Origin of the sequence: Coprobacillus sp. AF33-1AC (genome assembly GCF_003475785.1) — a bacterium.
Lineage (GTDB): Bacteria > Bacillota_I > Bacilli_A > Erysipelotrichales > Coprobacillaceae > Faecalibacillus.
Genome location: NZ_QRQB01000001.1, coordinates 1 through 24,195, shown reverse-complemented (window position 1 = coordinate 24,195; position 24,195 = coordinate 1). Strand labels below are relative to the sequence as shown.

The window sequence follows — 24,195 nt, the reverse complement described above, 5'->3', positions numbered from 1 at the left end:
AATTCCTTTCTCTTAATGTCTAAAATGTCTATATCCACTAAATACCATTGGAATATCATGTTCATCACAAAAATCAATAGATTCTTGATCACGAATAGATCCACCTGGTTGAATAATAGCACCAATACCAGCTTTATATGCAACTTCGGCACAGTCACTAAATGGGAAGAAGGCATCACTAGCAAGAACGGCTCCTTTAAAATCTTTATCAGGATTATTATGAATTGCGTTTTCTAAAGCCCATACTCTTGATGTTTGTCCTCCACCAATAGCTAAAGTCACACCATCTTTAACAATACAAATCGCATTAGATTTTACATATTTAACAACCTTCATACCAAATTCCATATCACTTAATTGTTCTGGAGTAGGTTGAGCTTTTGTGACAACATTCATCTCTTTAATCATTTCAGTATTTAATTTTTGAACTAAAACTTTTCCTTCAAGATATTTAATATCATATTTAGCTTCTCTTGCATCCAAGTTCTTTAGTTTTAAAATACGTAAATTTTTCTTTTTCTTTAAAATTTCTAAAGCATCATCATCATAGTCTGGTGCAGCAACAATTTCTAAGAAAATCTTATGCATTTGCTCTGCTGTTGCTTTATCAATTTTATAGTTTACTGCTACAATTCCGCCAAAGATAGATTGAGGATCAGCTTCATAAGCTTTCATATAAGAATCATAGCCTGTATTTCCAATAGCAACACCACAAGGTGTAGAGTGCTTAATCGCAGCTGTTACAATTTGATCTTTAAATTCTCTAACAACAGCAACAGCTCCATATAAATCATTAACATTATTAAATGAAATTTCTTTACCATGTAATTGTTCATAGTCTAATAATGATTTTTGAACAAAAGAGTCTTCATATTTATTAGCAGCTTGTTGTGAGTTTTCACCATATCGTAAGTGTTCTACTTTTTTATAAGACATATTTAAAATTTCTGGGAATTCATCACCAACAACACCTGCAAAATAACGAGAAATCATAGCATCATAGCTTCCTGTTAAACTAAATGCTTTATACGCTAAATTTAATCTAAAATCATAATCATCTTTTTGATCTTTAATCGCATCTAAAACATTTTGATAATCACGAGGATCAGTGACAATTAAAACATCTTTAAAGTTTTTAGCAGCTGAACGAATCATTGATGGACCACCGATATCAATATTTTCAATCATATCAGCCATTGGTTTTCCTTCTTTTAAAGCTTTTTCAAATTCATATAAATTAACACAAACTAAATCAATAGGTTGAATTCCATATTTTTTTACTGTTTCAACATGTTCAGGTAAATCTCTTCTAAATAATAATCCCCCATGAACTTTAGGATGTAATGTCTTTACACGACCATCTAACATTTCTGGAAAACCAGTCACATCATCAATAGCAATACATTTTACTCCTGCTGTTTCTAATACTTTCATTGTTCCCCCAGTCGAAACAATTTCAAAGCCAAGTTCAACTAACCCCTTAGCAAAATCCACAATACCATCTTTATTAGTAACACTCATCAATGCTCTTTTGCTCATTTAAATCACCTTTGCCCTTTCATTTTCAACTTTTATTTTTCCATCGCAATATAAAGCAACCGCTTGAGGTAAAATACGATGTTCTATTTCTAACACTCTTGCTTGAATATCTTCTGCTTTATCTAAATCGGAAATATCACATGCCTCTTGTAAAATAATAGGTCCCCCATCAACCTCACTACTTACAAAATGAACAGTCGCTCCTGACACTTTAACCCCTCTTTTAAGTACAGCTTCATGAACATGCATTCCATAAAATCCGGGTCCACAAAATGATGGAATTAAAGAAGGATGAATATTGATAATCTTACAAGGATAAGCGTCAATTAACTCATCAGTTAAAATAGCTAAATATCCTGCTAACACAATTAAATCAATTTCTCTTTCTTTTAGCATTTCCACCAATAAATGATCATTATTTTTTACAATTGCTGTTTCAATACCAGCATTGCTGGCACGTGTTAAACCATAAGCATTTTTACGATTTGAAACAACAAGTTTTATTTCCCCATTAATTTGACCGCTTTGACAAGCATCTATAACTGATTGTAAATCTGTTCCTCCCCCAGAAACAAAGACAGCCATCTTTAGCATAATTCTACACCTTTATCACCAGATACAATTGAACCAACAACATAGCATTGATCTCCAGCAGCTTCAATTGCTTTTAAAGCCGTATCTACATCATTTTTATCTAAAGCAATCACCATACCTAATCCCATATTAAACGTATTATACATCATATGACTTTCAATATTTCCTTCTTTAGCAATTAAATCAAAGATAGGTGGTATCGGATAACTATTCTTTTTAATCATTGCCTTAGCACCTTCTGGTAACATTCTAGGAACATTTTCATAGAATCCGCCACCAGTAATATGACTACATCCTTTAATTGTCACGCCCGCATCTTTCACATTTTTTAATGCTTTAACATAAATGCGTGTTGGTTCAATTAAAGCTTCTCCTAAAGTTTTTCCTAATTCATCATAATATGTATTTAAAGATTCTTGAGTCATATCAAATACTTTACGAACAAGTGAAAAACCGTTACTATGAACACCACTTGAAGCAATACCAACTAAAACATCCCCATCTTTAACTGTACTACCATCAATAATGTCTTTTTTATCAACAACACCAACAGCAAAACCAGCTAAATCATAATCATTTTCAGGCATTAAACCAGGATGTTCAGCAGTTTCCCCACCTACTAAAGCACAACCTGATTGCTTACATCCCTCAGCTACACCAGAGACAATTGTTGCAATTTTTTCAGGATAATTTTTACCACAAGCAATATAATCTAAGAAAAATAATGGTTCTCCTCCTGAACAAGCAATATCATTTACACACATAGCAACAGCATCAATACCTATTGTGTCATGTTTATCCATTACAAAAGCAAGTTTAACCTTTGTTCCGCATCCATCTGTACCAGATAAAAGAACAGGTTCTTCCATATTTTTAATGCCACTTAAATCAAAAGCACCAGCAAACCCACCAATGCCTCCTAATACTTCAGGACGCATTGTTTGTTTAACATGTTTTTTCATTAATTCAACGGATTTATATCCTGCTTCAATATCAACACCAGCTTTTTTGTAATCCATCTTATTCTCTCCTTAGTCTATTTATTTTCCATTCTAGCAAGTACTGCTTTATAAGTTTCAATTAAATCTCCGATATCTTGTCTAAATACATCTTTATCATATTTTTGATTTGTATCAACATCCCATAAACGGCATGAATCTGGAGAGATTTCATCAGCTAATAAAATTTCACCATCTGCAGTTTTACCGAATTCAATTTTAAAATCTACTAATTTTAAATTCATTGATAAGAAGAATTCTTTCAATAATTCATTAATTTTTAAAGTTGTTTTTTTAATATAAGCTAATTCTTCACGAGTCGCTAATTTTAAAGCAACTGCATGATCATCATTAATTAATGGATCCCCATATTCATCATTTTTGTAAGACATTTCAAAGATTGGTTCATCTAATACAACACCTTCTGGTGCACCTAATCTTTTGCAGAATGAACCAGTTGTAATATTTCTAACAATAACTTCTAATGGAAAGATATCTACTTTTTTAACTAAAATATCACGATCATTTAATTTTTTAATCATGTGTGTTTTAATTCCTGCTTCTTCCAACATATCAAAAATAATACAAGAAATTGTGTTATTTAAAACACCTTTCCCTTCAAATTGATCATGTTTTGCTCCGTTTCCTGCAGTTGCATCATCTTTATAATGAATTAAATATTCATCTTCCTTTTCTGTTTTATAAACTTGTTTTGCTTTTCCTTCATATAATAATTCAGCCATTTTTCATTACCCCCTATTTAAATTTTTCAATAACTTCTTCATTGGCTTTCATTGCTTGTTTTTCCATATCTTGTCGATAAGCTAAAAGTTTATCTTTTAATTCATCGTGTTTAATTGCCATAATTTGCATAGCAAGATAAGCAGCATTTTTACCGCCATTGATTGCTACCGTAGCAACTGGGATACCAGAAGGCATCTGTACGATAGATAATAAGGCATCCATACCATCAAGTGTTGCCCCACTTAAAGGAACTCCAATAACTGGTAAAACTGTTTGACTCGCCACAACTCCAGGAAGCGCAGCAGCCATTCCCGCAGCTGTAATAATAACTTCAGTACCATCATGAGCAGTTTCCTCAATAAAAGCACTTAATCCTGCATGAGCACGATGTGCCGATAAACAACGAACATTTACTTCAACACCATAATTTTTCAAAATGTCAACGCATGCTTCCATTTTAGGTAAATCACTTGTTGACCCCATGATAATTGCAACTTTCATTTTTCTCTCCTTTTAGAATAAACCAATAATTTTTCCATCTTCATCAATATCCATATTGACTGCTGCTGGCTTTTTAGGTAAACCTGGCATACGCATAATATCACCAGAAATAGCAACTAAAAATCCTGCTCCAGCAGAAGGAATAATATCATTAATCTTTACTGTAAATCCTGTTGGTCTTCCAAGTAAAGATGCTTGATCTGATAATGAGTATTGTGTTTTAGCAACACAGATAGGTAAATCAGCTAACCCTTGTTCATTATATTTTTTAATCTTATTTTTTGCTTTCTTTGTAAATTCAACACCGTCTCCACCGTAAATTTCTTTAACGATTGTTTCGATTTTATCTTCAATTGACATGTCTAAATTATATAAAGGATGATAATGAGCTTCTTCATTTTCTAAAATATCTAATAATTTTTCAGCAAGTTCAATACCACCATCTGCACCTTTTTCCCATACTTTACTAATTGCAACTTCAACACCTAATTTTTGACAACATTCATTTAATAATTGTAATTCAGCTTCAGTATCTGTTGGGAAAGCATTAATAGCAACAACACTAGGAATATCAAATTTAGCAATATTTTCAATGTGTTTTTCTAAATTACCTAATCCTGCTTTTAAGGCTTCTAAGTTTTCAATTGCTAAATCTTTTTTAGCAACACCGCCATGCATTTTTAAAGCTCTTACCGTTGCTACAATCACAACAGCTTCAGGATTTAATCCAGCTTGACGACATTTAATATCCAAGAATTTTTCAGCACCTAGATCAGCTCCAAATCCAGCTTCAGTAATGGCATAATCACCTAATTTAATAGCAAGTTTAGTTGCCATAACCGAATTACAACCATGAGCAATATTAGCAAATGGACCACCATGAACAAATACTGGATTATGATCTAAAGTTTGTACCAAGTTTGGTTTAATTGCATCTTTTAATAATAATGTAACTGCTCCTGTTGCTTGAATATCATCAACTGTTACTGGTTTTCCATCATATGTATAAGCAACAATCATTTTTGCAGCTCTTTGTTTTAAATCTGTTAATGAAGTAGCTAAACATAAAATAGCCATTACTTCACTTGCTACTGTAATATCAAAGCCATCTTCACGAGGAACCCCATTAACTTTTCCTCCAAGACCACAAACAGTATGACGTAAAGCACGATCATTTAAATCAACAACTCTTTTCCATACGATTTGACGGGTATCAATATTTAAAGGATTACCTTGGTGAATAGAATTATCAAGCATAGTAGCAATAAGGTTATTAGCTGCAGTAATTGCATGAATATCACCTGTAAAATGAAGGTTAATGTCTTCCATTGGAACAACTTGAGCATATCCTCCACCAGCAGCACCACCTTTAATACCAAAACATGGTCCAAGAGATGGTTCACGCATCGCTACAACTGATTTCTTTCCTAACTTATTTAAAGCTTGAGATAAACCAATCATTGTCGTTGTCTTTCCTTCACCGGCTGGTGTAGGATTGATTGCTGTAACCAAGACTAACTTCCCATCTTTGTTATTTTCTAATTTTTTAATCGCATCTAATGAAATCTTAGCTTTATATTTACCATATAATTCTAAATCATCTTCATTAAGACCTACTTTTTTTGCAACTTGACTAATCGGTTCCATCGTTGCATTTTGTGCAATTTCTACATCTGTTAACATATCAATTTATCCTTTCTTTTATAATAGATTTGCTTTTAAAAATCCGACTATATTATATCGCAATTAGTTAAGGCAAACAATCAATGACTGTTTGAAATTACGTATAATTACATAAACAAATCTATAAAACTAAAAAAGAGCCTAGTCGTCCGGACTCTTTGCCCAGACGGTCGGCTCTCTATGATTATACTCCATGTGGTTAATTCCACTTCCGTCAGTCGTATAACTAATTGCATAATACCAAAAATCTCATACTAAATCAACACCAAACGACGAATAATTGTAAATGATTTTTGATTTATCTTTTTCTAGCAAAAACATAACTGATATCCTGAAACGGAATAATTGGACTATCATAATGACATTGATTGTATTCATCAAAATACAAATGCGTTATTACATCATAGTCTAGATGTTTTTCAATCTCAAAGCCATGAGATAATAATAATTTTTCTATTTCATCATGTTGATATTTTGCTTTCATTGAATCACCTGCTCCACTAGCAAGCTGCTTATTTTTTAAACTTTCTCTGCTTTGATGATCACAAGGATAATCAAATACCAAATAACTTCCTTCCTTCACGTTTTTATTTAAAATACATAATAGTTTAGAAAAATCATCTTTGCTTAAATAATAGCAAAGCCCCAATAAACTACTAAACGAAATAACGTCCTGACAATAATTATTTTTATATAATTGACTGATCCAATCATCATCTTCTAGCTGGCACCCAATAAAATGAACATGATCATAATCAATATGTGCATTTTTTAATCTTTGTAATTTGTCTTTGATAACATCTGGTCGATCAATTTCAAAGACATTCAATCCTTTTAATAAAGAATAGGCAAAACTATCTAAACCAGAACCAAAAATAAGATATTGTCTTTCCCTTTCCATTTTTTGTTTTAGACAATCTTGATAAAAAGCACTTCTAGCAAGAACAGTTGGAGCAAGTTGATGATTGACAATCCATTTCAACGCTTCTTCTTTTGTTCCTTCAAATTGCGGATTAAAAAAATGAATCCCTTCTATCATTGATTGACTTATTTCTTGATATTCTTGTTTTGTTAGTAAACAATGAGCTAAAGCATCCTCAAACACCCAACTATCATTATTTAAATAATGATATCCTCTAGCAAAACAACTAACTAATGACGTTAAATTTTTTCCCATATTTGACCTCCTGTTATTCTTAATACACCTATTCCATAAAAATGACCAGTCTTGAAAAATCACCTAATTTGTGGTATTATAATGTTGAAAATAACAAAAGAAATAGTAAAAAAACTATTTCTTTTTTCATATTTATTACATTGTAAAAATAAAGGTGGTCAATCATGATTCAAGAAATATCAAGCAAAATGGATTATGCTCTGTTATTAACAGAAAGCGATCCTAACATTAATTTAGTTGAAGATTATTTAGAAAAAGGTCAATTATATGGATACTTCATAAATGAAGAACCTGTCTCTTTTATTGCGGTTATAAAAAAATCAGATAGTGAAGTAGAAATTAAAAATATTCTTACCTTACAAGAACATCGTGGACACGGATATGCAAAAAGTTTAATTCAATATATTGAAAAAATGTATCAAAATATTCCTACAATTTATGTATCGACAGCAAATTCAAGTATGATTAATATTGCCTTTTATACTAAATTGGGTTACCATTATAGTCATCGTATCGAAGAGTTTTTTATTAAATACTATCCTCAAGAAATTTATGAAAATGGTTTACAAGCCGTTGATTTACTTTATTTTAAAAAATCATTAGTAGGCTTAAACTAAAGATAAAATGAGCTTTTTGTAAAGCTCATTTTTTTATAAACAAAAAAAGCCTTGATTTATATCAAGACTTTTTTAATATAATTTTAACTAGTCTAAACCAGCTTTTAATTATTTACAAGCTTCTTCAATTGCAACAGCAACAGCAACAGTAGCACCAACCATTGGGTTATTACCCATACCGATTAATCCCATCATTTCTACGTGAGCAGGAACTGATGAAGATCCAGCGAATTGTGCATCACTGTGCATACGTCCCATAGTATCAGTCATACCATATGAAGCAGGACCAGCAGCCATATTATCAGGATGTAATGTACGTCCAGTTCCACCACCTGAAGCAACTGAGAAATATTTTTTACCTTGTTCGATACATTCTTTTTTATATGTTCCAGCAACTGGATGTTGGAAACGAGTTGGGTTAGTAGAGTTACCAGTGATTGATACATCTACACCTTCTTTATGCATGATAGCAACACCTTCACGTACGTCATCTGCACCATAGCAGTTAACTTTAGCACGTGGACCATTACTATAAGCAGTTCTTGATACTTCTTTAACTTCTCCAGTGAAATAATCAAATTGAGTTTCTACGTAAGTGAAACCATTAATTCTTGAGATGATTTTAGCAGCATCTTTTCCTAAACCATTTAAGATAACTCTTAATGGATTTTTTCTAACTTTGTTAGCTTTTTCAGCAATTTTAATAGCTCCTTCAGCAGCAGCGAAAGATTCATGTCCAGCTAAGAATGCGAAACATTGAGTATTTTCATTTAATAACATAGCTCCTAAGTTACCATGACCTAAACCTACTTTACGATCATCAGCAACTGATCCTGGAATACAGAATGATTGTAAACCAACACCGATTGTTTTAGCAGCATCTTCTGCTTTTTTATCACCATTTTTAATTGCCATAGCAGCACCAACTGTATATGCCCAACAAGCGTTTTCGAAACAAATTGGTTGTGTAGATTTTACGATATCATAAACGTTGATACCTTTTTCATCACAAATAGCTTTTGCTTCTTCGATTGATTTGATATCACACTTAGCTAATGCAGCGTTAATTTGATCAATTCTTCTTTCATAACCTTCAAATAATGCCATTTTTTCGTATCCTCCTATTATTCTTTTCTTGGATCGATGTATTTAGCAGCATCATCGAATCTACCATAGTTTCCTTTAGCAGCTTCTAAAGCTTCATTAGCATCTTTTCCATCTTTAATCATTTCCATCATTCTACCTAAGTTAACGAATTCGTAACCGATGATTTCGTTGTTATCATCTAAAGCAATACGAGTAATATAACCTTCAGTTAATTCTAAGTAACGAGGTCCTTTTAATTTAGTAGAGTAAGATGTACCTACCATTGATCTTAAACCTTTACCTAAATCTTCAAGACCAGCTCCAACAACTAATCCTCCTTCAGAGAATGCTGATTGAGTACGTCCATAAACGATTTGTAAGAATAATTCTCTCATAGCTGTGTTGATAGCGTCACAAACTAAGTCAGTATTTAAACCTTCTAATAAAGTTTTACCAACTAATGCTTCACTAGCCATTGCAGCAGAGTGAGTCATACCTGAACATCCAACAGTTTCAATTAATGCTTCTTCAATAATACCTTCTTTAACATTTAAAGTTAGTTTACAAGCACCTTGTTGAGGAGCACACCAACCAATACCATGTGTTAATCCAGAAATATCTTTGATTTCTCTTGAATATACCCATTTTCCTTCTTCTGGAATTGGAGCACATCCATGTGATGCACCACGATTTACAGTGCACATTTCTTCAACTTCTTGTGAATAAATCATTTTTTATTTTCTCCTTTCATCAATTAATGATCACTAACACTGAAAAAAAGAAATATCGTATTACTACAAGATTTCTTCCTTCTAGGTGAAGGAAATCACCTATGGCAAGTATAGAATAAATGTTTTTAAAAGTCAATGAAACATCACCGTCAAAATATGAAATTTCGTCTCATTTTTACATTTTTTTATTCAAGATAGTTGACACATCAGTTAGCATATGCTAACATATAGATAGTTAGTTAAGGCTAACGAAAACAAACCTCGATTTTTATCAATCACACTAACACACACAACAAAAATCGTAGGTGAAGGAAAAAATTAACATGAAAGTAAAAATCGAATAACTTTCCTTATATTTAATGTACACATTCCCTAATTTTAATGACATTTTTACTTTTGGTTATATGGCAATTAATATTGCCTTTTTTTCTTTATAAAAAAAGAAGCCATTTTAGTTAATGGCTTCTTTTCCTGTTTCACCAGTTCTAATGCGAAGTGCGCTTTTTAAATCATAACTAATAATTTTCCCATCACCAGGATGCCCCGTATAAGCAGCCTTGCGAATGGCTTCAATTGTTTTTTGTTCCCACTTTTCGTCACTGACAATAATTTCAAATTTAATTTTAGGCAACATATTTATTTCTACTTCTTGTCCACGAACGATTTCAAGATACCCTTTTTGGATTCCACATCCCATCACTTGATAAACAGTGATACCATGAACTTCAATAGCTGAAAGCGCAGCTTTAACGTCCTCTAATTTTTCTTCACGAACAATTGCTTCTATTTTAATCATTTGTCATCCTCCTTAATCTAAACCATTAAATGATGGATAAGCTGTTTCATTATGTTCTGCTAAATCTAATCCAATTTGTTCTTCACGTTTTTCCACTCGTAATGGTGTAAACAAACGAATAATACTTAAGCAAATCAATGTTCCAACGATTGCAATAACAATTGTAACAATAATACTTATCACTTGTGCAATAAATAATCTCGTATCACCAAAAAACAATCCGTTCCATTTTGCTACACTATTAATAGAAGTTTGCCCAAATAATCCAGTAGCAATGCCACCCCAGATACCACCGACACCATGACATCCAAATGCATCTAAAGCATCATCATAACCAAATTTTTGTTTGACTTTTGAAATCATGAAATAACAAATTGGACTCCCTACAAAACCTATAATTAATGAAGCCCAAATTGGAACAAAACCTGCGCCTGGCGTAATAGCCACCAAACCTACAACAAGACCTGTAACACAGCCTACTAAAGTTGGCTTTTCTGCCATCACAACATCCATTAACATCCAAGATAACATCCCGGCAGCCGCAGAAACCGCTGTTGTTACAAAGGCATGAACGGCAAGATCATTTGCTTTTAAAGCACTACCAGCATTAAATCCAAACCAACCAAATAATAAAAGACTTGCCCCTAAAACAACAAATGGAATATTATGAATACGATAGTTTGCTTTACCATACCCATTTCTTTTTCCTAAAACAATACATAAAACCAAAGCACTGATTCCAGAACTTATATGAACAACATTTCCTCCTGCAAAATCAACAGAACCAATCTTTGCTAGAAAACCTCCAAGTCCCCATACCATGTGTGCCATTGGATAATAAACAATTGTCGACCATAAAATAATAAATAAAAATAAAGCTTTAAATTTCATTCTACCCGCTACTGCTCCAGTTATTAATGCCGGAGTAATAATCGCAAACATCATTTGAAACATAGCAAATCCTAGTCCTGGAATAGAATCGGCATACTCACCTACTGCTCCTGTTACTCCAGCAAGACCAAGATGACTTAAATCCCCGATAATTCCAAAATGATCTTTACCAAAAGCTAGTGAGTAACCAAACAATACCCACATCACCGTTGCAATACCAATAATAAAAATTGATGTCATCATCGTATTAACAACGTTTTTTCTACGAACCATACCGCCATAGAAAAAAGCTAAACCTGGCGTCATCAGTAACACCAAGGCAGCACAGATTATCATAAATCCTGTATCACCCGTATCAATCATGTTATTTCCCCCCTTCTTTTACATGAATGTGCATTTATTGTAGTTTATATTTTATTATCATGCAAGTATTTTATTATTATAATTAAATATTTTTACAGTTTATTCAAATTAAATGTGTCTTTTGTGTCTTCCTTTAAAAATTTAATTACTTCTGGAGCACCATGAATAGGTGCTTCAACGTAGTAATAAGAGGTAAACCTCATGATTGTACAAAAAAAGCACAAAATTGAATTTGTGCTTTAAAATCATTATTTATATAGGATCTACTCATATTTCCATTGACTTGATAACATTTGCATATCTACCATATGTTTATAAATTCCATTTTGTTGTTTAAGTTTTTGTGGTTTACCTTGTTCAGATACAACACCATCCTTTAAAACAACAATTTTATCAACGCCATCTACTGTTCTCATTCTATGAGCAATAATGATAACTGTCTTATTTTTAATCAATTTAGAAATAGCTTCTTGAATCATAGATTCATTATCAACATCCAAAGAAGCAGTTGCTTCATCCATTAAAATAATTGGTGCATCTTTAAGAAATGCTCTAGCAATAGAAATTCTTTGTCTTTGTCCTCCTGATAATTCCGAACCATTTTCACCAATCATTGTATTCCATTGATCAGGCATTTTTTCAACAAATTCATCACAGTGTGCTAATTTTGCTGCAGCAATAACTTCTTCATCAGTGGCATCCTTTTTACCAATACGAATATTTTCCATTACTGTATTATTAAATAATGTTACATCTTGGAAAACAATTGAATAAAGTTCTAATAATTTTTCAGGATCAATCTTAGAAATATCCATGCCACCCACTGTGATTTTTCCACTATCGATATCATAAAAACGAGCAGCAAGTCGAGAAATTGTTGTTTTACCGCCACCACTTGGACCAATTAAAGCTGTCACTTCACCTTGTTTAGCAGTAAATGAAACATCCAATAATACTTTTTCTTTTTGATTATAAGAGAAAGCCACATGATCAAAAACAATATCATAGCCTTCATTTGTAAGCGTATCGACACTCGTTTGTTCATCATGAGATAAAATTTCATCCATACGTTTACAGTTTGTATCTAAACTAATCATCGCTGATAAGTTTTGTAAAGAAATTTGTAAAGGTTCATACATACGTGTCACAACAAATAAAAACATAAAGAATGTAAGAACGCTTATTTCTCCTTTTACAAGTAAGTAACTTCCTACTACTGCTACTGTACCCATACCAAGTTTTAAAATCATTTGTGCACTGCATACAAATGCTGCATTTGTAAATTCAGCAAAGATAGCATGGTTTTCAACTGCTTTAATTTTTTTATTAAGAGATCCCATATAAGTATCACACATATTATTTGATCTTAAATCTCTCAATGTTTCTAAGCCTTCTTGAATACCGTCTAAACAATCAATACGATATTGATTTGTTTTTTCATAAGTATGACGTAATGCTTTTCTTGAATAAAGAACAATTGCAAAAGCAATTGGCATAACCCAAATAGCCGCCAGCGCCATTCTAAAATCAAAAAAGAATAAACTGACAACAATAATTGTCGTTGAAATCATAGCTCCAATTAATTCAGGAATCCAGTGTGAACTTGCTGTTTCTAAAAGAGCACAGTCGGACATAATTGTATTTGTAAGGTCTGCTAAATCTTTTTTACCAAAATAAGACAAAGGTAATTTTCTCAGTTTTTCAGCTAAAGTTCTTCGTCTAACACCACTTTCAACATATGTTGATAAAAAAGTAGAACGATATTGAAAGATTGTTGTGAGCGCAATACAAATTAAAATTGTCACAATCGCAATCATAAAAAACATCAATTTTCCCTTAGGTAATCGTTGATCTAACAAATAAGATGCTAGCAAATAAAGTAATCCTACCGGAAACATTAAAACAAGATTAGAAAGTGTGACTGCTACAAATGCTCTTACCATATCTTTTGCCCCTTGATTAGATAAAGCATATTTATGTTTTAATCTTTCTATCATTATTCTTCTTCCCCCTTTTGTACTTTCCATTTAACTGACTGATTGTATTGACTCCACATATGTTCATAAACACCCTTTGCTTCTAACAAGTCTTCATGTTTACCACTTTCAACGATACGACCGTTTTCTAATACATAAATACAATCAGCATCTCTTACTGTTGATAAACGATGAGCAATCATAATGACAGTTTTATTTTTTGAAAGTTTTTCAAAAGCTTTTTGTACAAGAACTTCATTATCAGGATCTGCGAAAGCTGTTGCTTCATCTAAAATAAGAATTTGTGCATTCTTTAAAAAGGCTCTAGCAATAGATAATCTTTGACTTTCTCCACCCGAAACATAAACTCCTTTTGAGCCAATAATAGTATTAACTCCATCAGGGAATTTATCAATAATATCTTGGCACTGTGCATTTTTTAAAGCTTGTATAACCTCTTCATCTGATGCGTTCGGTCTAGACATACGGATATTTTCTAAAATACTCATTTTAAGTAAATGACTGTCTTGAAAAACATAAGATACTTGATTCATTAATTCAATTTGTTCAATATCTTTAATATTAACATGACCGATTTTAATACTTCCTTCATTAACATCCCAAAAACGAGAGATAAGCGATGCAACTGTTGTTTTACCACCACCACTTGGTCCTACTAATGCAATATGTTCTCCTGCATTAATATGCATGCTTAAATTATCAATTGCTTTAGTAGAAGCATCTTGATAAGTGAAACTGATATTTTCTAAATCAATAGAAGCATCACTTGGTAATTGTGTTTGTTGACTTTCAGGTAATGGTTGAACATTCATAATCGAATCCATACGATTTAAAGCATCTTCAACAAGCATTTGTGATTCACCTGCATAAGCTACTTTCATTAAAGTTGTTGTTAGAATAGCTGTAATTAAAATATAGAAAAATAAGTTTAAAACAAATTGATCAGTAACTTGACTTCCTGCAAATAAATAAGCTGCAATAATCAATGCCGCAAAGATTGCATTCGCAAAAGTTGTAAAACAAACCATTGGTTTCATCATACTTTCCGTATAATCCAAAGTCCATTTTTCATATTCATCAATAGCTTCTTTAAATCTTTTAAAAGAGAAAATAGTTTGTCCAAATGTTTTAACTACCGGTATTCCTCTTACATATTCTACTGCTTCATTTGACATATCTTCTAAAGCATTTTGATATTGTTTCATATCCTGAGCCATTTTAGGTCCCATCATTGCTGTAAACATCAAAACAAAAGCAATAACTGCAGGAATTAAACTCATTAAACCTAAACGCCAATCGAAAACAGCCATCATAATAAGTAAACCAATTGGTGTTGCTTTAGAAACTACTTTATCTGGCACATTATGTGCTAAAAACGTTTCGGTCGCTGCACTTGATTCCATAACAACTTTTCTTATTTTTCCACTCCCTTGGCTTTCAACATAACCAAGTGGAAGTTTCATAATATGTTCCATCATTTTCGTTCTCATTGTTGCTTGCACTCTAAATGCCGCTTTATGCGAACACATTAAAGCAGCAATGTAAAATACCATTGCTAGTAAAGCAAAGAAAACAGCTTGCCAGCCATAACTTTTAATATGGATAGCTTCATTAAAATTTTGTCTTACTTCTAATACCTCTTTAATAATACGCCAAATATCATAAAAAGGAATTAATGCAACAACAGCACTTAACGCTGCTAAAACACATGAAGCATAAACATAGTATTTATGATTGCCTGCATATTGCATTAATTTAGATAATGTACTTTTTTTCTTTTCTTTCATAGATACCCTCCTTTTGGTTAGATATCGCTAACTGTTGACTTTTATTAAAGGCAGTTTCCACTGCCTCATATTTTAATCAATTCCCATAACAGCTTTCCAGCCAGCAATATTAAATAAAATGGTGCTATTCATAAATGATTGCGCTTCTTCATACGTACGTTCATGTGCAACAACTTCATACACGAGTTGCCAACCACTTCGACAAAAAACATGGATAAAAAAATCATCAACTCGATACCCTTCTTTTCCGTATTTTTTTACAAACTCACGATAATACGCTTCTTCAATTTCCCCTAATTGATCAAGAAAATGCTCGTACTTTGTTCCTGAAGAACAACAAAAAATCAATTTAAACTCTGTTAAATGTTGATAAACATATTCCAGAACTAGATTTGTTCCTTGTCCTCCTTCTTGATTGGCTAAAGATAAATCATCACTCAATGAAGCTTTTTTTATACAATCCAAGTAAATATCCATCAATCCTTGAGCACACTTACCCACAATAGCATCAAATAAACCCGCTTTATTTTTAAAACGTGTATAAATTGAATTCGTGCTGACACCACTATCAGCAGAAATCTTACGAAGACTTGCTTTTAAGAAACCTTCTTTTAAAAATTCATTTGTTGCACTTTTTAAAAGGGCTTCAGTTACCCCTGCTGATTCTTGTCTCATTTATAACCTCCACCATTAAATAACAGCGTTATTATAACACTGTTATTTAATGTGTCAAGCAAGTTTATTTTTTAAATATATGAATATATATCACTATCATATATATGATACATAAAATACATTGGTGATCATATGAATGAACCTTGCATCCATCCTCTTTTATTAAATCAAAGTCTCGTTCTTATTAGTTGTTCTTTAATAGATTGTTTTAGTGAGGAACAACTTGCTGTTATAGGTGCTTATCTAACAACATTAGGAGATATGATTTCTTTAAACAGCACCTATTGTTCCTTTATTAAAGATCAAAATGAAAAGATTGAAAATAAAGAAGATGACTATGATTTATTAGAAAAAAGCATTGATAAAATTAAAGAGGAAATAGAAAAAATAAAAAAGGCATAAGCTTTATAGCTTATGCCTGTATACATATTCTAACAAATAAGACTAGAGATAAATTATAATTGAAAAGGATGATACCCAACATTGCTAAACGTCATTTATCATCATTTGTAATATGTCCAGTAACTAATACATTAAAATCTGATCTTTTTGTTAGATTAAAGATAATTGTGGAAATAGTACTATTAAACATTGGAAAGCAAAATTGTTTACATGTTGAACAATAAAGAACCTCTCCATCAATACCACATTCCCTACAACATTCCATTTCTATCATCTTTGTTATTATGGCGTGAACAAATCACCAATAATAATATTAAATTAATAAGATGAAATAACAAGGCAATGATAAAGACAATTTGATAACTCTTAGTAAAATCATATAAATAACCAATCAAAGTTAAAGAACTTGCACTCCCTACATTCGTTAAAAAACCAATTACAGCATACGTTTGACCATAGTTTTCACTTCCAAAAAAATACCGTGTCAACATTGGTATTCCTACTGCTCCTACCGAATAAATAGAGCCAAAAATAAATGAACCGATAGTTAACAAAAGAACTTGTTGTTGTAAAACACCAACAAATAATAAAATCAAAGAAAAACAATTTGTTAAAATCATAATGACTACAGCCTTAACCGGTGTAAACAAATCACTTAATAAACCAATCAACAACTTTGTACAAATATTACCAATCATGGTAAGTGACATAAAAGTTGCTCCTATGTTTGTAGAAAGTTGAATACTTAAGGCAATACCTGATAAATGTTGAGAGATACCTGTGATGGATGTATGTAAAATAGTAAATAAACACATATATACAAAACTAAGAGTTAAAAGATTAATTTTATTTTTTGATACAGTGACTGTCTCTTTCTTTTGATAACCATAAGGTAACATTCCTTCATCTTGTGGCATTATTTTCCAAGAGACACTTAAAGCAGGAAGAACCAAAACAAAAATAATAATTGCCATAAATCGATAGGTCGTTTGCCAGCCATAACTATCAATCCAAAAACTTAACAAAGGAGAAAAGATAGCTCCTGCAAGTCCACTAAAACTTAGTGCAAGACTAGTTGCTAGTCCATGTTTTTCATCAAACCAATTAGTAATGACTATCGTAAGAGGCACCATCCCATAAATTCCTACTCCTATTCCTCTTACAATTCCTAAAATATAAAACAAATAAATAGATGAACTATAAGACATCAACCACGTAGATATACTTGTCATTAATACACCTATCAATAAAACACTTTTATAATTATATTTTTTTATGATTTTTGACATTTTTAAAGATGTCAAAGCAGTTGTTAATGTAGAAAGTGTCGCATGCAAAGCAAATGTTCCTTTCAATACATGTAAACTATTTGAAACAGGTACATAAAAAACACCAATTGCATTAGTGCATAAACCTATCGAACTTGCTGCTAAACAACACATTAATAAAACAATAAGCCAATGTTTATAACTTTTATTAACCATATTTTTACCTCCTGATAAAAACATAAATCATTCTTTAATTAAAAGCATTTGATTTCTTAAATTAAGAAAAAAGAATAGCCTTTTAGACTATCCTTGCATACTCTTGACCAATAAGTCCTGCAATAAATTGAAGTTGATAAGGATGACTATTTTGGTCTTGTAAAGAATCAAAAGTAATTACATGATCAATAAATTTAGGATATGTTTCCTGCTTGCTTGAAATCAACCAAATTTGTGGAGCATTAAGTTTATTTTTTAAAGCTCTTAAATCAGGATAATCAAAGTAACATCCTGTATAAGAAAAGATAATAATTAAATCGTCTTTTGTTGCTGATAAAATGTATTGCAATTGTTGTTTATAGGAAATATTTGAATAAATTTGTTTTCCCAGCATCAATAAGTCTGTTTGTAAATTAAAGGCCACTGTTCCTGCTTTAAGCAAGCCAAAAGCAGCCACCTTTTCATAATGTTTGATTTCTTTGCATAATAAACCAATTTGTTTTATATCAATAGAATTTTCAACCATTTCAATACTTTCTTTGACTTTTGAACTATAGGCTTTTAATCTCTCATCACAAGATGAAGACAACGAATTTTGTTCGAAATTCATATTTGTAGAAACCAATAATTCTCTTAATTCATTAAAATCATGAAGCCCAATTTCCTTACAAAATCTTGAAATAGAACTCATCGCTACATGACATTCTTTTGCCATATCCCGAATTCCAATATCTTTAATCTCTTCTAAATGATCTAATAAATAAGAAGCAATTTGACTATTCGTTGAGTCTTTCTTTTCGCTAGCTAAAGTACTTAAAAATACAATAGGTAATTTATCATAAAGCATAATCTCATCTACTTTCCTCTAGCAAAAGTATACATTAATTTTTCTTTCATTTCAGTAACATCTTTTCCTAAAACTTCTAAGATTTTAAAAGCAAAGGGATAAGCTGTGGCTGGTCCTTGGCTCGTAATGATATTTTGATCAAAGACAGCTACCTCATCAACAAAATTTCCACTTAAAAGTTTATTTTCATATCCTGTATAACCCGTTACCTTTTTCCCATTAATGACATCTGCTGTTTCTAGAGCTATTGTTCCTGAACACATAGCTCCTAGATATTTATGATGTTCATTAAAATAACGAATCATTGAAATAACTTCCGGATTTTCTCTTAAATTTTGTCCTCCTGGTCTTCCTCCAGGTAAAACCAGGACATCATATTCTTTAATTTCTTCACCAAATATTTTATCCGCTTTGACGTTCATTCCATGCATTCCTTTTACATATTCTCTGTTAAAGCTAAACGTATGACACTCAATTTCTCCTCGACGAAGTAAATCAACGATTGTTAAAGTTTCCCCTTCTTCATAACCTTCTGCCATCAATACTGCAACTCGTTTCATTTTATTCGTCCTCCTTTACATCAAATGCATTAAAATAAACCATTCTCTTTTTAACAGCTAAAGAATCTCCTCCAAGTAAATCTAAGAGTTTATAAGCAAAGGCATAACACGTTGCTGGTCCTCTACTTGTTACAAGATTGTCATCAATTACAACTTTATCTTGTAAAAAAACTCCCTGCTTAATTTTATTTTCATACCCTTGATAAGCCGTAAATTTTTTATTGATTAAAAGATTTGCTTTTTCTAAAGCAGCCGGTGCAGCGCACATAGCACAAATATATTTACGATCATTATTCATTCTATGAAGTAAAGAAAGAAACTGTTTATTTTCCTTCATTGTTTCGACACCACCATAACCTCCTGGTAAAACAACCATGTCATAGTCTAATAATGATTCGTCTAAAACAGAATCACAGCGTAAGACAATTTCATGTCCACCTTGAACATTTTGATCAAAGCCAATGGTATCACATTGGATATGACCCCTACGTAAAATATCTACAATCGTTAATGCTTCTCCTTCCTCAAAACCTGGAGCAATAATTACTGCAACTTTTTTCATATTCATTCCACCCTTTCAAAAATACAATAACCCTCTTCATTATAAGAAACTATTGATTTCCAAAATTAAGAAATAAAAAGATGATCAATGATCATCTTATAAAGTCTGTTCAGTTCTACCAATAATATCATCTTGTGTTGCTTTTGATAAGACATTAAAGAATGCTGAATAACCCGCTACACGGACTATTAAATCACGGTGTTTTTCAGGATGAATTTGAGCATCAATGAGGGTTTCTTTTGAAACCACATTGTATTGAACATGATATCCTTTTAAACGATTAAAGAATGTTTTTATCACCATCTCTAATTTTTGCTTATTTTCCTCTGTTGATAACATTTGTGGTGTCACTTTTTGATTCAATAAAACACCACCTGTAATTTCATGGGTTGGAAGTTTTGACACAGATTTAAATACTGCTGTCGGTCCATTTTTATCCATTGCATGTACTGGAGAACATCCTTCAGCTAAAGGAGTTTTCGCTTTTCTACCATCAGGGGTAGCCATTGTTCCATAACCTTGACCAACATTAGCAGAAATACTTGATGTACCGGCATAACGGATACCTCCTATTGGTCCACGACCATAACGTGTATTAGGATATTTTTTCATTTCATCAATGTAACTGTTATATGCATCAACTACTAATAAATCTACCTCATCATTATCATTACCATATTTAGGTGCATCATAAATAAGCATATTTTGAATACGTTTGCTTTCTTCACTTGTGTAGTTATCTTGCATAGCTTTCCATAATTGAGCTGGTGTGATTCTTTTTTCTTCAAATACCAGCTTTTTAATTGCAGCTAAACTATCTGCCATATTAGCAATACCAATCTGTAATCCAGAAATAAAATCATAAACAGCTCCACCTTGTTTAATTGTCTTACCTCGACCAATGCAATCTTGAGTTAATGTTGAACACAAAATATCTGGTACATCACGTTCTGAAGCTAAATCAACTGCATTCTCTACAATAACTGATAACCTTGTTATTTCTCGAATAGCTTGATCCCAAGCCTTTTGTAATTGTTCATAACTTGTCATATCTTTAAAATGTCCTGACCCTTTTACAAATCTTTTACCTGAGGTCACATCGACTCCATCGTTCATGACCGCAAGTAAAATACGTGGGAAATTATGATATGACATTCCCGTACAACGATAGCCCCATTTACCAGGAACAGCAGTTTCAACACATCCAATAGCTGAATAATTATAAGCATCTTCTTCCTTAACACCTAAATCAATAAAAGAAGGGATAATGATTTCATCATTATTAAACGCTGGCATTCCCGTTCCTAATTTCATTACCTCAATACACTCATCAAAAAATTGAGGATTCAAACCATTATAATAACGCACTGTTAAATTAGGTTGTGGTAAACGTGTTTGAGCTATTGATTTTAATACTAAAAATGACAATTTATTAACAGCATCCTTTTTGTCAGGTGTCTGTCCTCCAATTGTTACATTTTGATACATTGGACTTCCGGCACTACTAAATGTATGAGCTTGACTTCTTACTTTATTAATTGTAAGTGTTTTAATCCATAAGTTATCTAATAATTCGATTGCCTGATCTTCAGTCAATTTATTTAGACGTAAGTCTTTTTCTAAATAAGGATACATATATTGATCAAAACGACCATAAGATAAAGAATGCCCATTAGATTCGATTTGTAAAATAAGTTGAATAAACCATACTGATTGAATTGCTTCTTTAAATGAAGTAGCAGGTTCAAAAGGAACTTTTGAACAAATTTCACTTATTTCTAATAATTCTTTTTTTCTTTGTTCATTAGCGTATTGCGCTTTTTCTTTGGCTAATTGACTAAAGCGTGTTGCAAATGTTTTAACAGCTTCAATAACAATCAATACTGCTTTATAAAATACATATTTATCAATATTTTCGCTCACACATAAATCTAATTCATCTTTTAATTTTAAAACTCTTTTTTGATAACCTACTAAACCTTGTTTTAATAAAGTATCGTAATCTACAGCTAAATGCGCATCTCCAGAATTAAGTTTACCTTCCATCCCAAAAAAGCCAGTTTCCATAAAGACTTGAACACATTCTGGTAATAAGGCTTCGCCTTTTGCTCTTAAATTATTATTTTCCCAAAAAGGAGCAATTGAACGTAAATCTTTTTTGGTTTGTTCTGTAATATAAAATACATCGCCATCTCTTTTTTCAAAAGTATCTAATTCATCCAAAACAAATTTCATTGTATACTCAGGAAAAATAGGTGCATCTCTATTAGATGATGCTTGATTACCAACAATAAGCGTATCCTCTTCAATATAAATATTCATTTTTTCAAGTATTTTTTTTAACATTAAAGCCCTTTTCATAACTGCAGGCTGATTTTGATTTTCTTGGTACGCTTCTGTAACAAGCATTGCTCTTTGACTGTCAATATATGGTTTTTTTTCTAAGACTGCATCTCTAAAATGATTCATACGTGGTGTTAAATCACCAAAATGTTCAACATTTTTCATTTTGAATTCTCCTTTATTTCATTCGTAAGTATTTTTACTTATTTACAGTTTCTATTATAAGAATAGTTAGTATAATGTCAATTGTTTTATTGCTTTTGTAATAAGATTAACTTTCGTTCGTAATTTAAAATTTTACATTTAATAATAACTATGATAAGATGACAATAAGGAGAAATAATAATGAAAGGTATCATATTTAATATTCAAAAATTCAGTTTACATGATGGTCCTGGAATCAGAACCACTGTCTTTTTTAAAGGATGTCCTTTAAAGTGTAAATGGTGTTCTAATCCTGAATCACAATTTACATCAATTCAAATTTTACATGATCAAATCAAATGTCAACATTGTCTCCAATGCATCCACACTTGTAAAAACAATGCCCTGTCATTAAAAAATGATATGATTGAAATAGACAATAGTAAATGTATGGGTTGTCTTGAATGTGTCCATGCTTGTCCTTTCCAAGCTTTATCATTTGAAGGTGAATATAAATCTATTAAGGAAATTGTTGAAACCTGTATGCAAGATTATGATTTTTATGAAGAATCACAAGGTGGTATCACAATTTCTGGTGGCGAAGGTATGAGTCAACCTGCATTTTTAAAGCAATTAGTCACTGAGTTAAAACAGCATCATCTTCATGTAGCTATTGAAACAACAGGATACATTGAACCTAAATTATTTAAAGAATTAGCGCCAATGTTTGATTTATTACTATTTGATTGCAAACATTACGATAGTAAAAGACATTTTATAGGAACCGGTGTTTATAATGAAATGATTATTGAAAACTTAACATGGGCAACTAAGAAAGGGTTGAATATTCTAGTTCGTATTCCGGTTATTCCAGAATTTAATTGTACATTGCAAGATGCTAAAGGATTTTGTCAGTTATTCAATGATATAGGAATCAAAAAAGTACAATTACTTCCATTTCATCAATTTGGCGAAAAAAAATATAATTTACTTCATCGTCCTTATACATTAAAAAATAAAAAAGCACTCTATAAAGAAGATTTAAAAGATTACCAGCAAGTTTTTATCAATTCTCATATAGACTGTTTCTTTTAGAAGAAGAAATTATGCGTAGAAAAGATCGAGAAATAACAGATTTTAATGAAATAATTGAAATAGTAAAAAAATGTGATGTCTGTAGACTAGCATTAAAAGATGATGATTTACCCTACATCATTCCTTTAAACTTTGGTATGAACATTGAAAACAATCAACTTGTCCTCTATTTTCATGGAGCATTAGAAGGAAAAAAGATTGAATTAATGAAACAAGACCCACGAGCAACATTTGAAATGGATTGTAATCATCAATTTATTCTGTATGAAGAAAGAATGAGCTGTACAATGGGATATGAAAGCGTAATTGGTCATGGAACAATTGAATTTATTGAAGCAGATAAAAAATACGAAGCACTAAAAATATTAATGAGACAATATCATAGTGAAGACTTTCAATTTAATACAAATATGATGAAATCCACATCCGTATTTAAACTTACAGTAAGTGATATGACTGGTAAACGTCGAAATAATTATCATCCTGGTAAAGCAAAAAAATTACCACCTTTAGATCAATAGTAAAAAATCTAGGCGCTTTAAATAATCGAGTGCTTTTATGAAAATCGCTATAAAATAT

24 protein-coding genes and 1 riboswitch are annotated in these 24,195 nt (G+C 31.6%); of the genes, 4 read left to right on the top strand and 20 right to left on the bottom strand.

The window, feature by feature from the left end; translation table 11 throughout:
* Positions 1-12: 12 nt before the first annotated feature.
* The 7 genes from purH to DWZ53_RS00085 form a co-directional block, all read right to left on the bottom strand.
* On the bottom strand, positions 13-1,539 hold the full coding sequence (gene purH / locus DWZ53_RS00115; RefSeq protein WP_118430820.1) for a bifunctional phosphoribosylaminoimidazolecarboxamide formyltransferase/IMP cyclohydrolase: 1,527 nt from the start codon (positions 1,537-1,539) through the stop codon (positions 13-15).
* Positions 1,540-2,133, bottom strand: coding sequence for a phosphoribosylglycinamide formyltransferase (purN, locus tag DWZ53_RS00110; protein WP_118430818.1), 594 nt, complete (start codon positions 2,131-2,133; stop codon positions 1,540-1,542). It abuts the gene before it with no gap.
* The gene (purM, locus tag DWZ53_RS00105) at positions 2,127-3,152 is read right to left on the bottom strand and encodes a phosphoribosylformylglycinamidine cyclo-ligase (RefSeq protein ID WP_118430816.1); all 1,026 of its coding nucleotides are present in this window, start codon (positions 3,150-3,152) and stop codon (positions 2,127-2,129) included. The genes purN and purM overlap by 7 nt, the downstream gene beginning before the upstream one ends.
* A gap of 17 nt (positions 3,153-3,169) precedes the next feature.
* A complete protein-coding gene (gene purC, locus DWZ53_RS00100) occupies positions 3,170-3,874 on the bottom strand; it encodes a phosphoribosylaminoimidazolesuccinocarboxamide synthase (RefSeq protein ID WP_118430814.1) in 705 nt (234 codons plus the stop codon).
* A 13-nt stretch (positions 3,875-3,887) separates the two neighbouring features.
* Positions 3,888-4,376: a 5-(carboxyamino)imidazole ribonucleotide mutase gene (gene purE / locus DWZ53_RS00095; protein WP_118430812.1), complete on the bottom strand. Its 489-nt coding sequence runs from the start codon at positions 4,374-4,376 to the stop codon at positions 3,888-3,890.
* 12 nt (positions 4,377-4,388) lie between these two features.
* The gene (locus DWZ53_RS00090; RefSeq protein WP_118430810.1) at positions 4,389-6,059 is read right to left on the bottom strand and encodes a formate--tetrahydrofolate ligase; all 1,671 of its coding nucleotides are present in this window, start codon (positions 6,057-6,059) and stop codon (positions 4,389-4,391) included.
* Positions 6,060-6,212: 153 nt separating this feature from the next.
* Positions 6,213-6,291, bottom strand: a riboswitch (ZMP/ZTP riboswitch).
* A 66-nt stretch (positions 6,292-6,357) separates the two neighbouring features.
* The gene (locus DWZ53_RS00085; RefSeq protein ID WP_118430808.1) at positions 6,358-7,236 is read right to left on the bottom strand and encodes a class I SAM-dependent methyltransferase; all 879 of its coding nucleotides are present in this window, start codon (positions 7,234-7,236) and stop codon (positions 6,358-6,360) included.
* 164 nt (positions 7,237-7,400) lie between these two features.
* On the opposite strand from DWZ53_RS00085, the gene DWZ53_RS00080 reads away from it, so the two are divergent.
* Positions 7,401-7,853 (top strand): GNAT family N-acetyltransferase, encoded by a 453-nt coding sequence (locus DWZ53_RS00080; RefSeq protein WP_118430806.1) that lies wholly within the window; start codon positions 7,401-7,403, stop codon positions 7,851-7,853.
* Positions 7,854-7,961: 108 nt separating this feature from the next.
* On the opposite strand, the gene DWZ53_RS00075 is transcribed toward DWZ53_RS00080, so the two are convergent.
* The 7 genes from DWZ53_RS00075 to DWZ53_RS00045 form a co-directional block, all read right to left on the bottom strand.
* Positions 7,962-8,960, bottom strand: a complete 999-nt coding sequence (locus DWZ53_RS00075; protein WP_118430804.1) for a GGGtGRT protein — start codon at positions 8,958-8,960, stop codon at positions 7,962-7,964.
* Positions 8,961-8,977: 17 nt separating this feature from the next.
* A complete protein-coding gene (locus DWZ53_RS00070) occupies positions 8,978-9,670 on the bottom strand; it encodes an iron-sulfur cluster assembly scaffold protein (protein ID WP_118430802.1) in 693 nt (230 codons plus the stop codon).
* A 451-nt stretch (positions 9,671-10,121) separates the two neighbouring features.
* The gene (locus tag DWZ53_RS00065) at positions 10,122-10,466 is read right to left on the bottom strand and encodes a P-II family nitrogen regulator (RefSeq protein WP_118430800.1); all 345 of its coding nucleotides are present in this window, start codon (positions 10,464-10,466) and stop codon (positions 10,122-10,124) included.
* Between the two features lie 12 nt (positions 10,467-10,478).
* Positions 10,479-11,720, bottom strand: a complete 1,242-nt coding sequence (locus tag DWZ53_RS00060; protein ID WP_118430798.1) for an ammonium transporter — start codon at positions 11,718-11,720, stop codon at positions 10,479-10,481.
* A gap of 263 nt (positions 11,721-11,983) precedes the next feature.
* Complete coding sequence (locus tag DWZ53_RS00055; protein ID WP_118430796.1) at positions 11,984-13,717, bottom strand: ABC transporter ATP-binding protein; 1,734 nt, start codon at positions 13,715-13,717, stop codon at positions 11,984-11,986.
* Positions 13,717-15,504 carry an ABC transporter ATP-binding protein gene (locus tag DWZ53_RS00050; protein WP_118430794.1) on the bottom strand — a complete coding sequence of 596 codons (1,788 nt, stop codon included), beginning with the start codon at positions 15,502-15,504 and terminating at the stop codon, positions 13,717-13,719. Before DWZ53_RS00050 ends, DWZ53_RS00055 begins: the two co-directional genes overlap by 1 nt.
* A gap of 72 nt (positions 15,505-15,576) precedes the next feature.
* Complete coding sequence (locus DWZ53_RS00045; RefSeq protein ID WP_118430792.1) at positions 15,577-16,179, bottom strand: TetR/AcrR family transcriptional regulator; 603 nt, start codon at positions 16,177-16,179, stop codon at positions 15,577-15,579.
* A 132-nt stretch (positions 16,180-16,311) separates the two neighbouring features.
* On the opposite strand from DWZ53_RS00045, the gene DWZ53_RS00040 reads away from it, so the two are divergent.
* The gene (locus DWZ53_RS00040) at positions 16,312-16,581 is read left to right on the top strand and encodes a hypothetical protein (protein WP_118430790.1); all 270 of its coding nucleotides are present in this window, start codon (positions 16,312-16,314) and stop codon (positions 16,579-16,581) included.
* A gap of 91 nt (positions 16,582-16,672) precedes the next feature.
* On the opposite strand, the gene DWZ53_RS11090 is transcribed toward DWZ53_RS00040, so the two are convergent.
* From DWZ53_RS11090 to DWZ53_RS00015, 6 genes are all read right to left on the bottom strand, one after another.
* Positions 16,673-16,846 (bottom strand): hypothetical protein, encoded by a 174-nt coding sequence (locus tag DWZ53_RS11090; protein ID WP_158568136.1) that lies wholly within the window; start codon positions 16,844-16,846, stop codon positions 16,673-16,675.
* Positions 16,833-18,065 carry an MFS transporter gene (locus DWZ53_RS00035; protein WP_158568135.1) on the bottom strand — a complete coding sequence of 411 codons (1,233 nt, stop codon included), beginning with the start codon at positions 18,063-18,065 and terminating at the stop codon, positions 16,833-16,835. The genes DWZ53_RS11090 and DWZ53_RS00035 overlap by 14 nt, the downstream gene beginning before the upstream one ends.
* Positions 18,066-18,147: 82 nt before the next feature.
* Positions 18,148-18,912: a MurR/RpiR family transcriptional regulator gene (locus DWZ53_RS00030; protein WP_118430786.1), complete on the bottom strand. Its 765-nt coding sequence runs from the start codon at positions 18,910-18,912 to the stop codon at positions 18,148-18,150.
* 8 nt (positions 18,913-18,920) lie between these two features.
* Entirely contained in the window at positions 18,921-19,472 is a 552-nt protein-coding gene (locus DWZ53_RS00025; protein ID WP_118430784.1) for a DJ-1 family glyoxalase III, read from the bottom strand.
* Position 19,473: 1 nt separating this feature from the next.
* Positions 19,474-20,034: a DJ-1 family glyoxalase III gene (locus DWZ53_RS00020; protein WP_118430782.1), complete on the bottom strand. Its 561-nt coding sequence runs from the start codon at positions 20,032-20,034 to the stop codon at positions 19,474-19,476.
* 96 nt (positions 20,035-20,130) lie between these two features.
* Positions 20,131-22,542, bottom strand: a complete 2,412-nt coding sequence (locus DWZ53_RS00015) for a glycyl radical protein (RefSeq protein WP_118430780.1) — start codon at positions 22,540-22,542, stop codon at positions 20,131-20,133.
* 177 nt (positions 22,543-22,719) lie between these two features.
* Here DWZ53_RS00015 and DWZ53_RS00010 point away from each other — a divergent pair, with 177 nt between their 5' ends.
* Both DWZ53_RS00010 and DWZ53_RS00005 read left to right on the top strand, forming a co-directional pair.
* Positions 22,720-23,616, top strand: coding sequence for a glycyl-radical enzyme activating protein (locus tag DWZ53_RS00010; RefSeq protein WP_118430778.1), 897 nt, complete (start codon positions 22,720-22,722; stop codon positions 23,614-23,616).
* Between the two features lie 11 nt (positions 23,617-23,627).
* Positions 23,628-24,137: a pyridoxamine 5'-phosphate oxidase family protein gene (locus DWZ53_RS00005; protein WP_118430776.1), complete on the top strand. Its 510-nt coding sequence runs from the start codon at positions 23,628-23,630 to the stop codon at positions 24,135-24,137.
* Positions 24,138-24,195 lie beyond the last annotated feature (58 nt).

Excerpts from the sequence above, each read along its gene's own strand:
- DWZ53_RS00005 (WP_118430776.1), top strand. The coding sequence starts at position 23,628 with ATGCGTAGAAAAGATCGAGAAATAACAGATTTTAATGAAATAATTGAA.
- purH (WP_118430820.1), bottom strand. The coding sequence starts at position 1,539 with ATGAGCAAAAGAGCATTGATGAGTGTTACTAATAAAGATGGTATTGTG.
- DWZ53_RS00070 (WP_118430802.1), bottom strand. The coding sequence starts at position 9,670 with ATGATTTATTCACAAGAAGTTGAAGAAATGTGCACTGTAAATCGTGGT.
- DWZ53_RS00035 (WP_158568135.1), bottom strand. The coding sequence starts at position 18,065 with ATGGTTAATAAAAGTTATAAACATTGGCTTATTGTTTTATTAATGTGT.
- DWZ53_RS00080 (WP_118430806.1), top strand. The coding sequence starts at position 7,401 with ATGATTCAAGAAATATCAAGCAAAATGGATTATGCTCTGTTATTAACA.
- DWZ53_RS00040 (WP_118430790.1), top strand. The coding sequence starts at position 16,312 with ATGAATGAACCTTGCATCCATCCTCTTTTATTAAATCAAAGTCTCGTT.
- DWZ53_RS00045 (WP_118430792.1), bottom strand. The coding sequence starts at position 16,179 with ATGAGACAAGAATCAGCAGGGGTAACTGAAGCCCTTTTAAAAAGTGCA.
- DWZ53_RS00060 (WP_118430798.1), bottom strand. The coding sequence starts at position 11,720 with ATGATTGATACGGGTGATACAGGATTTATGATAATCTGTGCTGCCTTG.
- DWZ53_RS00075 (WP_118430804.1), bottom strand. The coding sequence starts at position 8,960 with ATGGCATTATTTGAAGGTTATGAAAGAAGAATTGATCAAATTAACGCT.
- DWZ53_RS00085 (WP_118430808.1), bottom strand. The coding sequence starts at position 7,236 with ATGGGAAAAAATTTAACGTCATTAGTTAGTTGTTTTGCTAGAGGATAT.
- DWZ53_RS00055 (WP_118430796.1), bottom strand. The coding sequence starts at position 13,717 with ATGATAGAAAGATTAAAACATAAATATGCTTTATCTAATCAAGGGGCA.
- purC (WP_118430814.1), bottom strand. The coding sequence starts at position 3,874 with ATGGCTGAATTATTATATGAAGGAAAAGCAAAACAAGTTTATAAAACA.
- purM (WP_118430816.1), bottom strand. The coding sequence starts at position 3,152 with ATGGATTACAAAAAAGCTGGTGTTGATATTGAAGCAGGATATAAATCC.
- DWZ53_RS00050 (WP_118430794.1), bottom strand. The coding sequence starts at position 15,504 with ATGAAAGAAAAGAAAAAAAGTACATTATCTAAATTAATGCAATATGCA.
- DWZ53_RS11090 (WP_158568136.1), bottom strand. The coding sequence starts at position 16,846 with ATGGAATGTTGTAGGGAATGTGGTATTGATGGAGAGGTTCTTTATTGT.
- DWZ53_RS00090 (WP_118430810.1), bottom strand. The coding sequence starts at position 6,059 with ATGTTAACAGATGTAGAAATTGCACAAAATGCAACGATGGAACCGATT.
- DWZ53_RS00030 (WP_118430786.1), bottom strand. The coding sequence starts at position 18,912 with ATGCTTTATGATAAATTACCTATTGTATTTTTAAGTACTTTAGCTAGC.
- purE (WP_118430812.1), bottom strand. The coding sequence starts at position 4,376 with ATGAAAGTTGCAATTATCATGGGGTCAACAAGTGATTTACCTAAAATG.
- purN (WP_118430818.1), bottom strand. The coding sequence starts at position 2,133 with ATGCTAAAGATGGCTGTCTTTGTTTCTGGGGGAGGAACAGATTTACAA.
- DWZ53_RS00025 (WP_118430784.1), bottom strand. The coding sequence starts at position 19,472 with ATGAAACGAGTTGCAGTATTGATGGCAGAAGGTTATGAAGAAGGGGAA.
- DWZ53_RS00020 (WP_118430782.1), bottom strand. The coding sequence starts at position 20,034 with ATGAAAAAAGTTGCAGTAATTATTGCTCCAGGTTTTGAGGAAGGAGAA.
- DWZ53_RS00065 (WP_118430800.1), bottom strand. The coding sequence starts at position 10,466 with ATGATTAAAATAGAAGCAATTGTTCGTGAAGAAAAATTAGAGGACGTT.
- DWZ53_RS00015 (WP_118430780.1), bottom strand. The coding sequence starts at position 22,542 with ATGAAAAATGTTGAACATTTTGGTGATTTAACACCACGTATGAATCAT.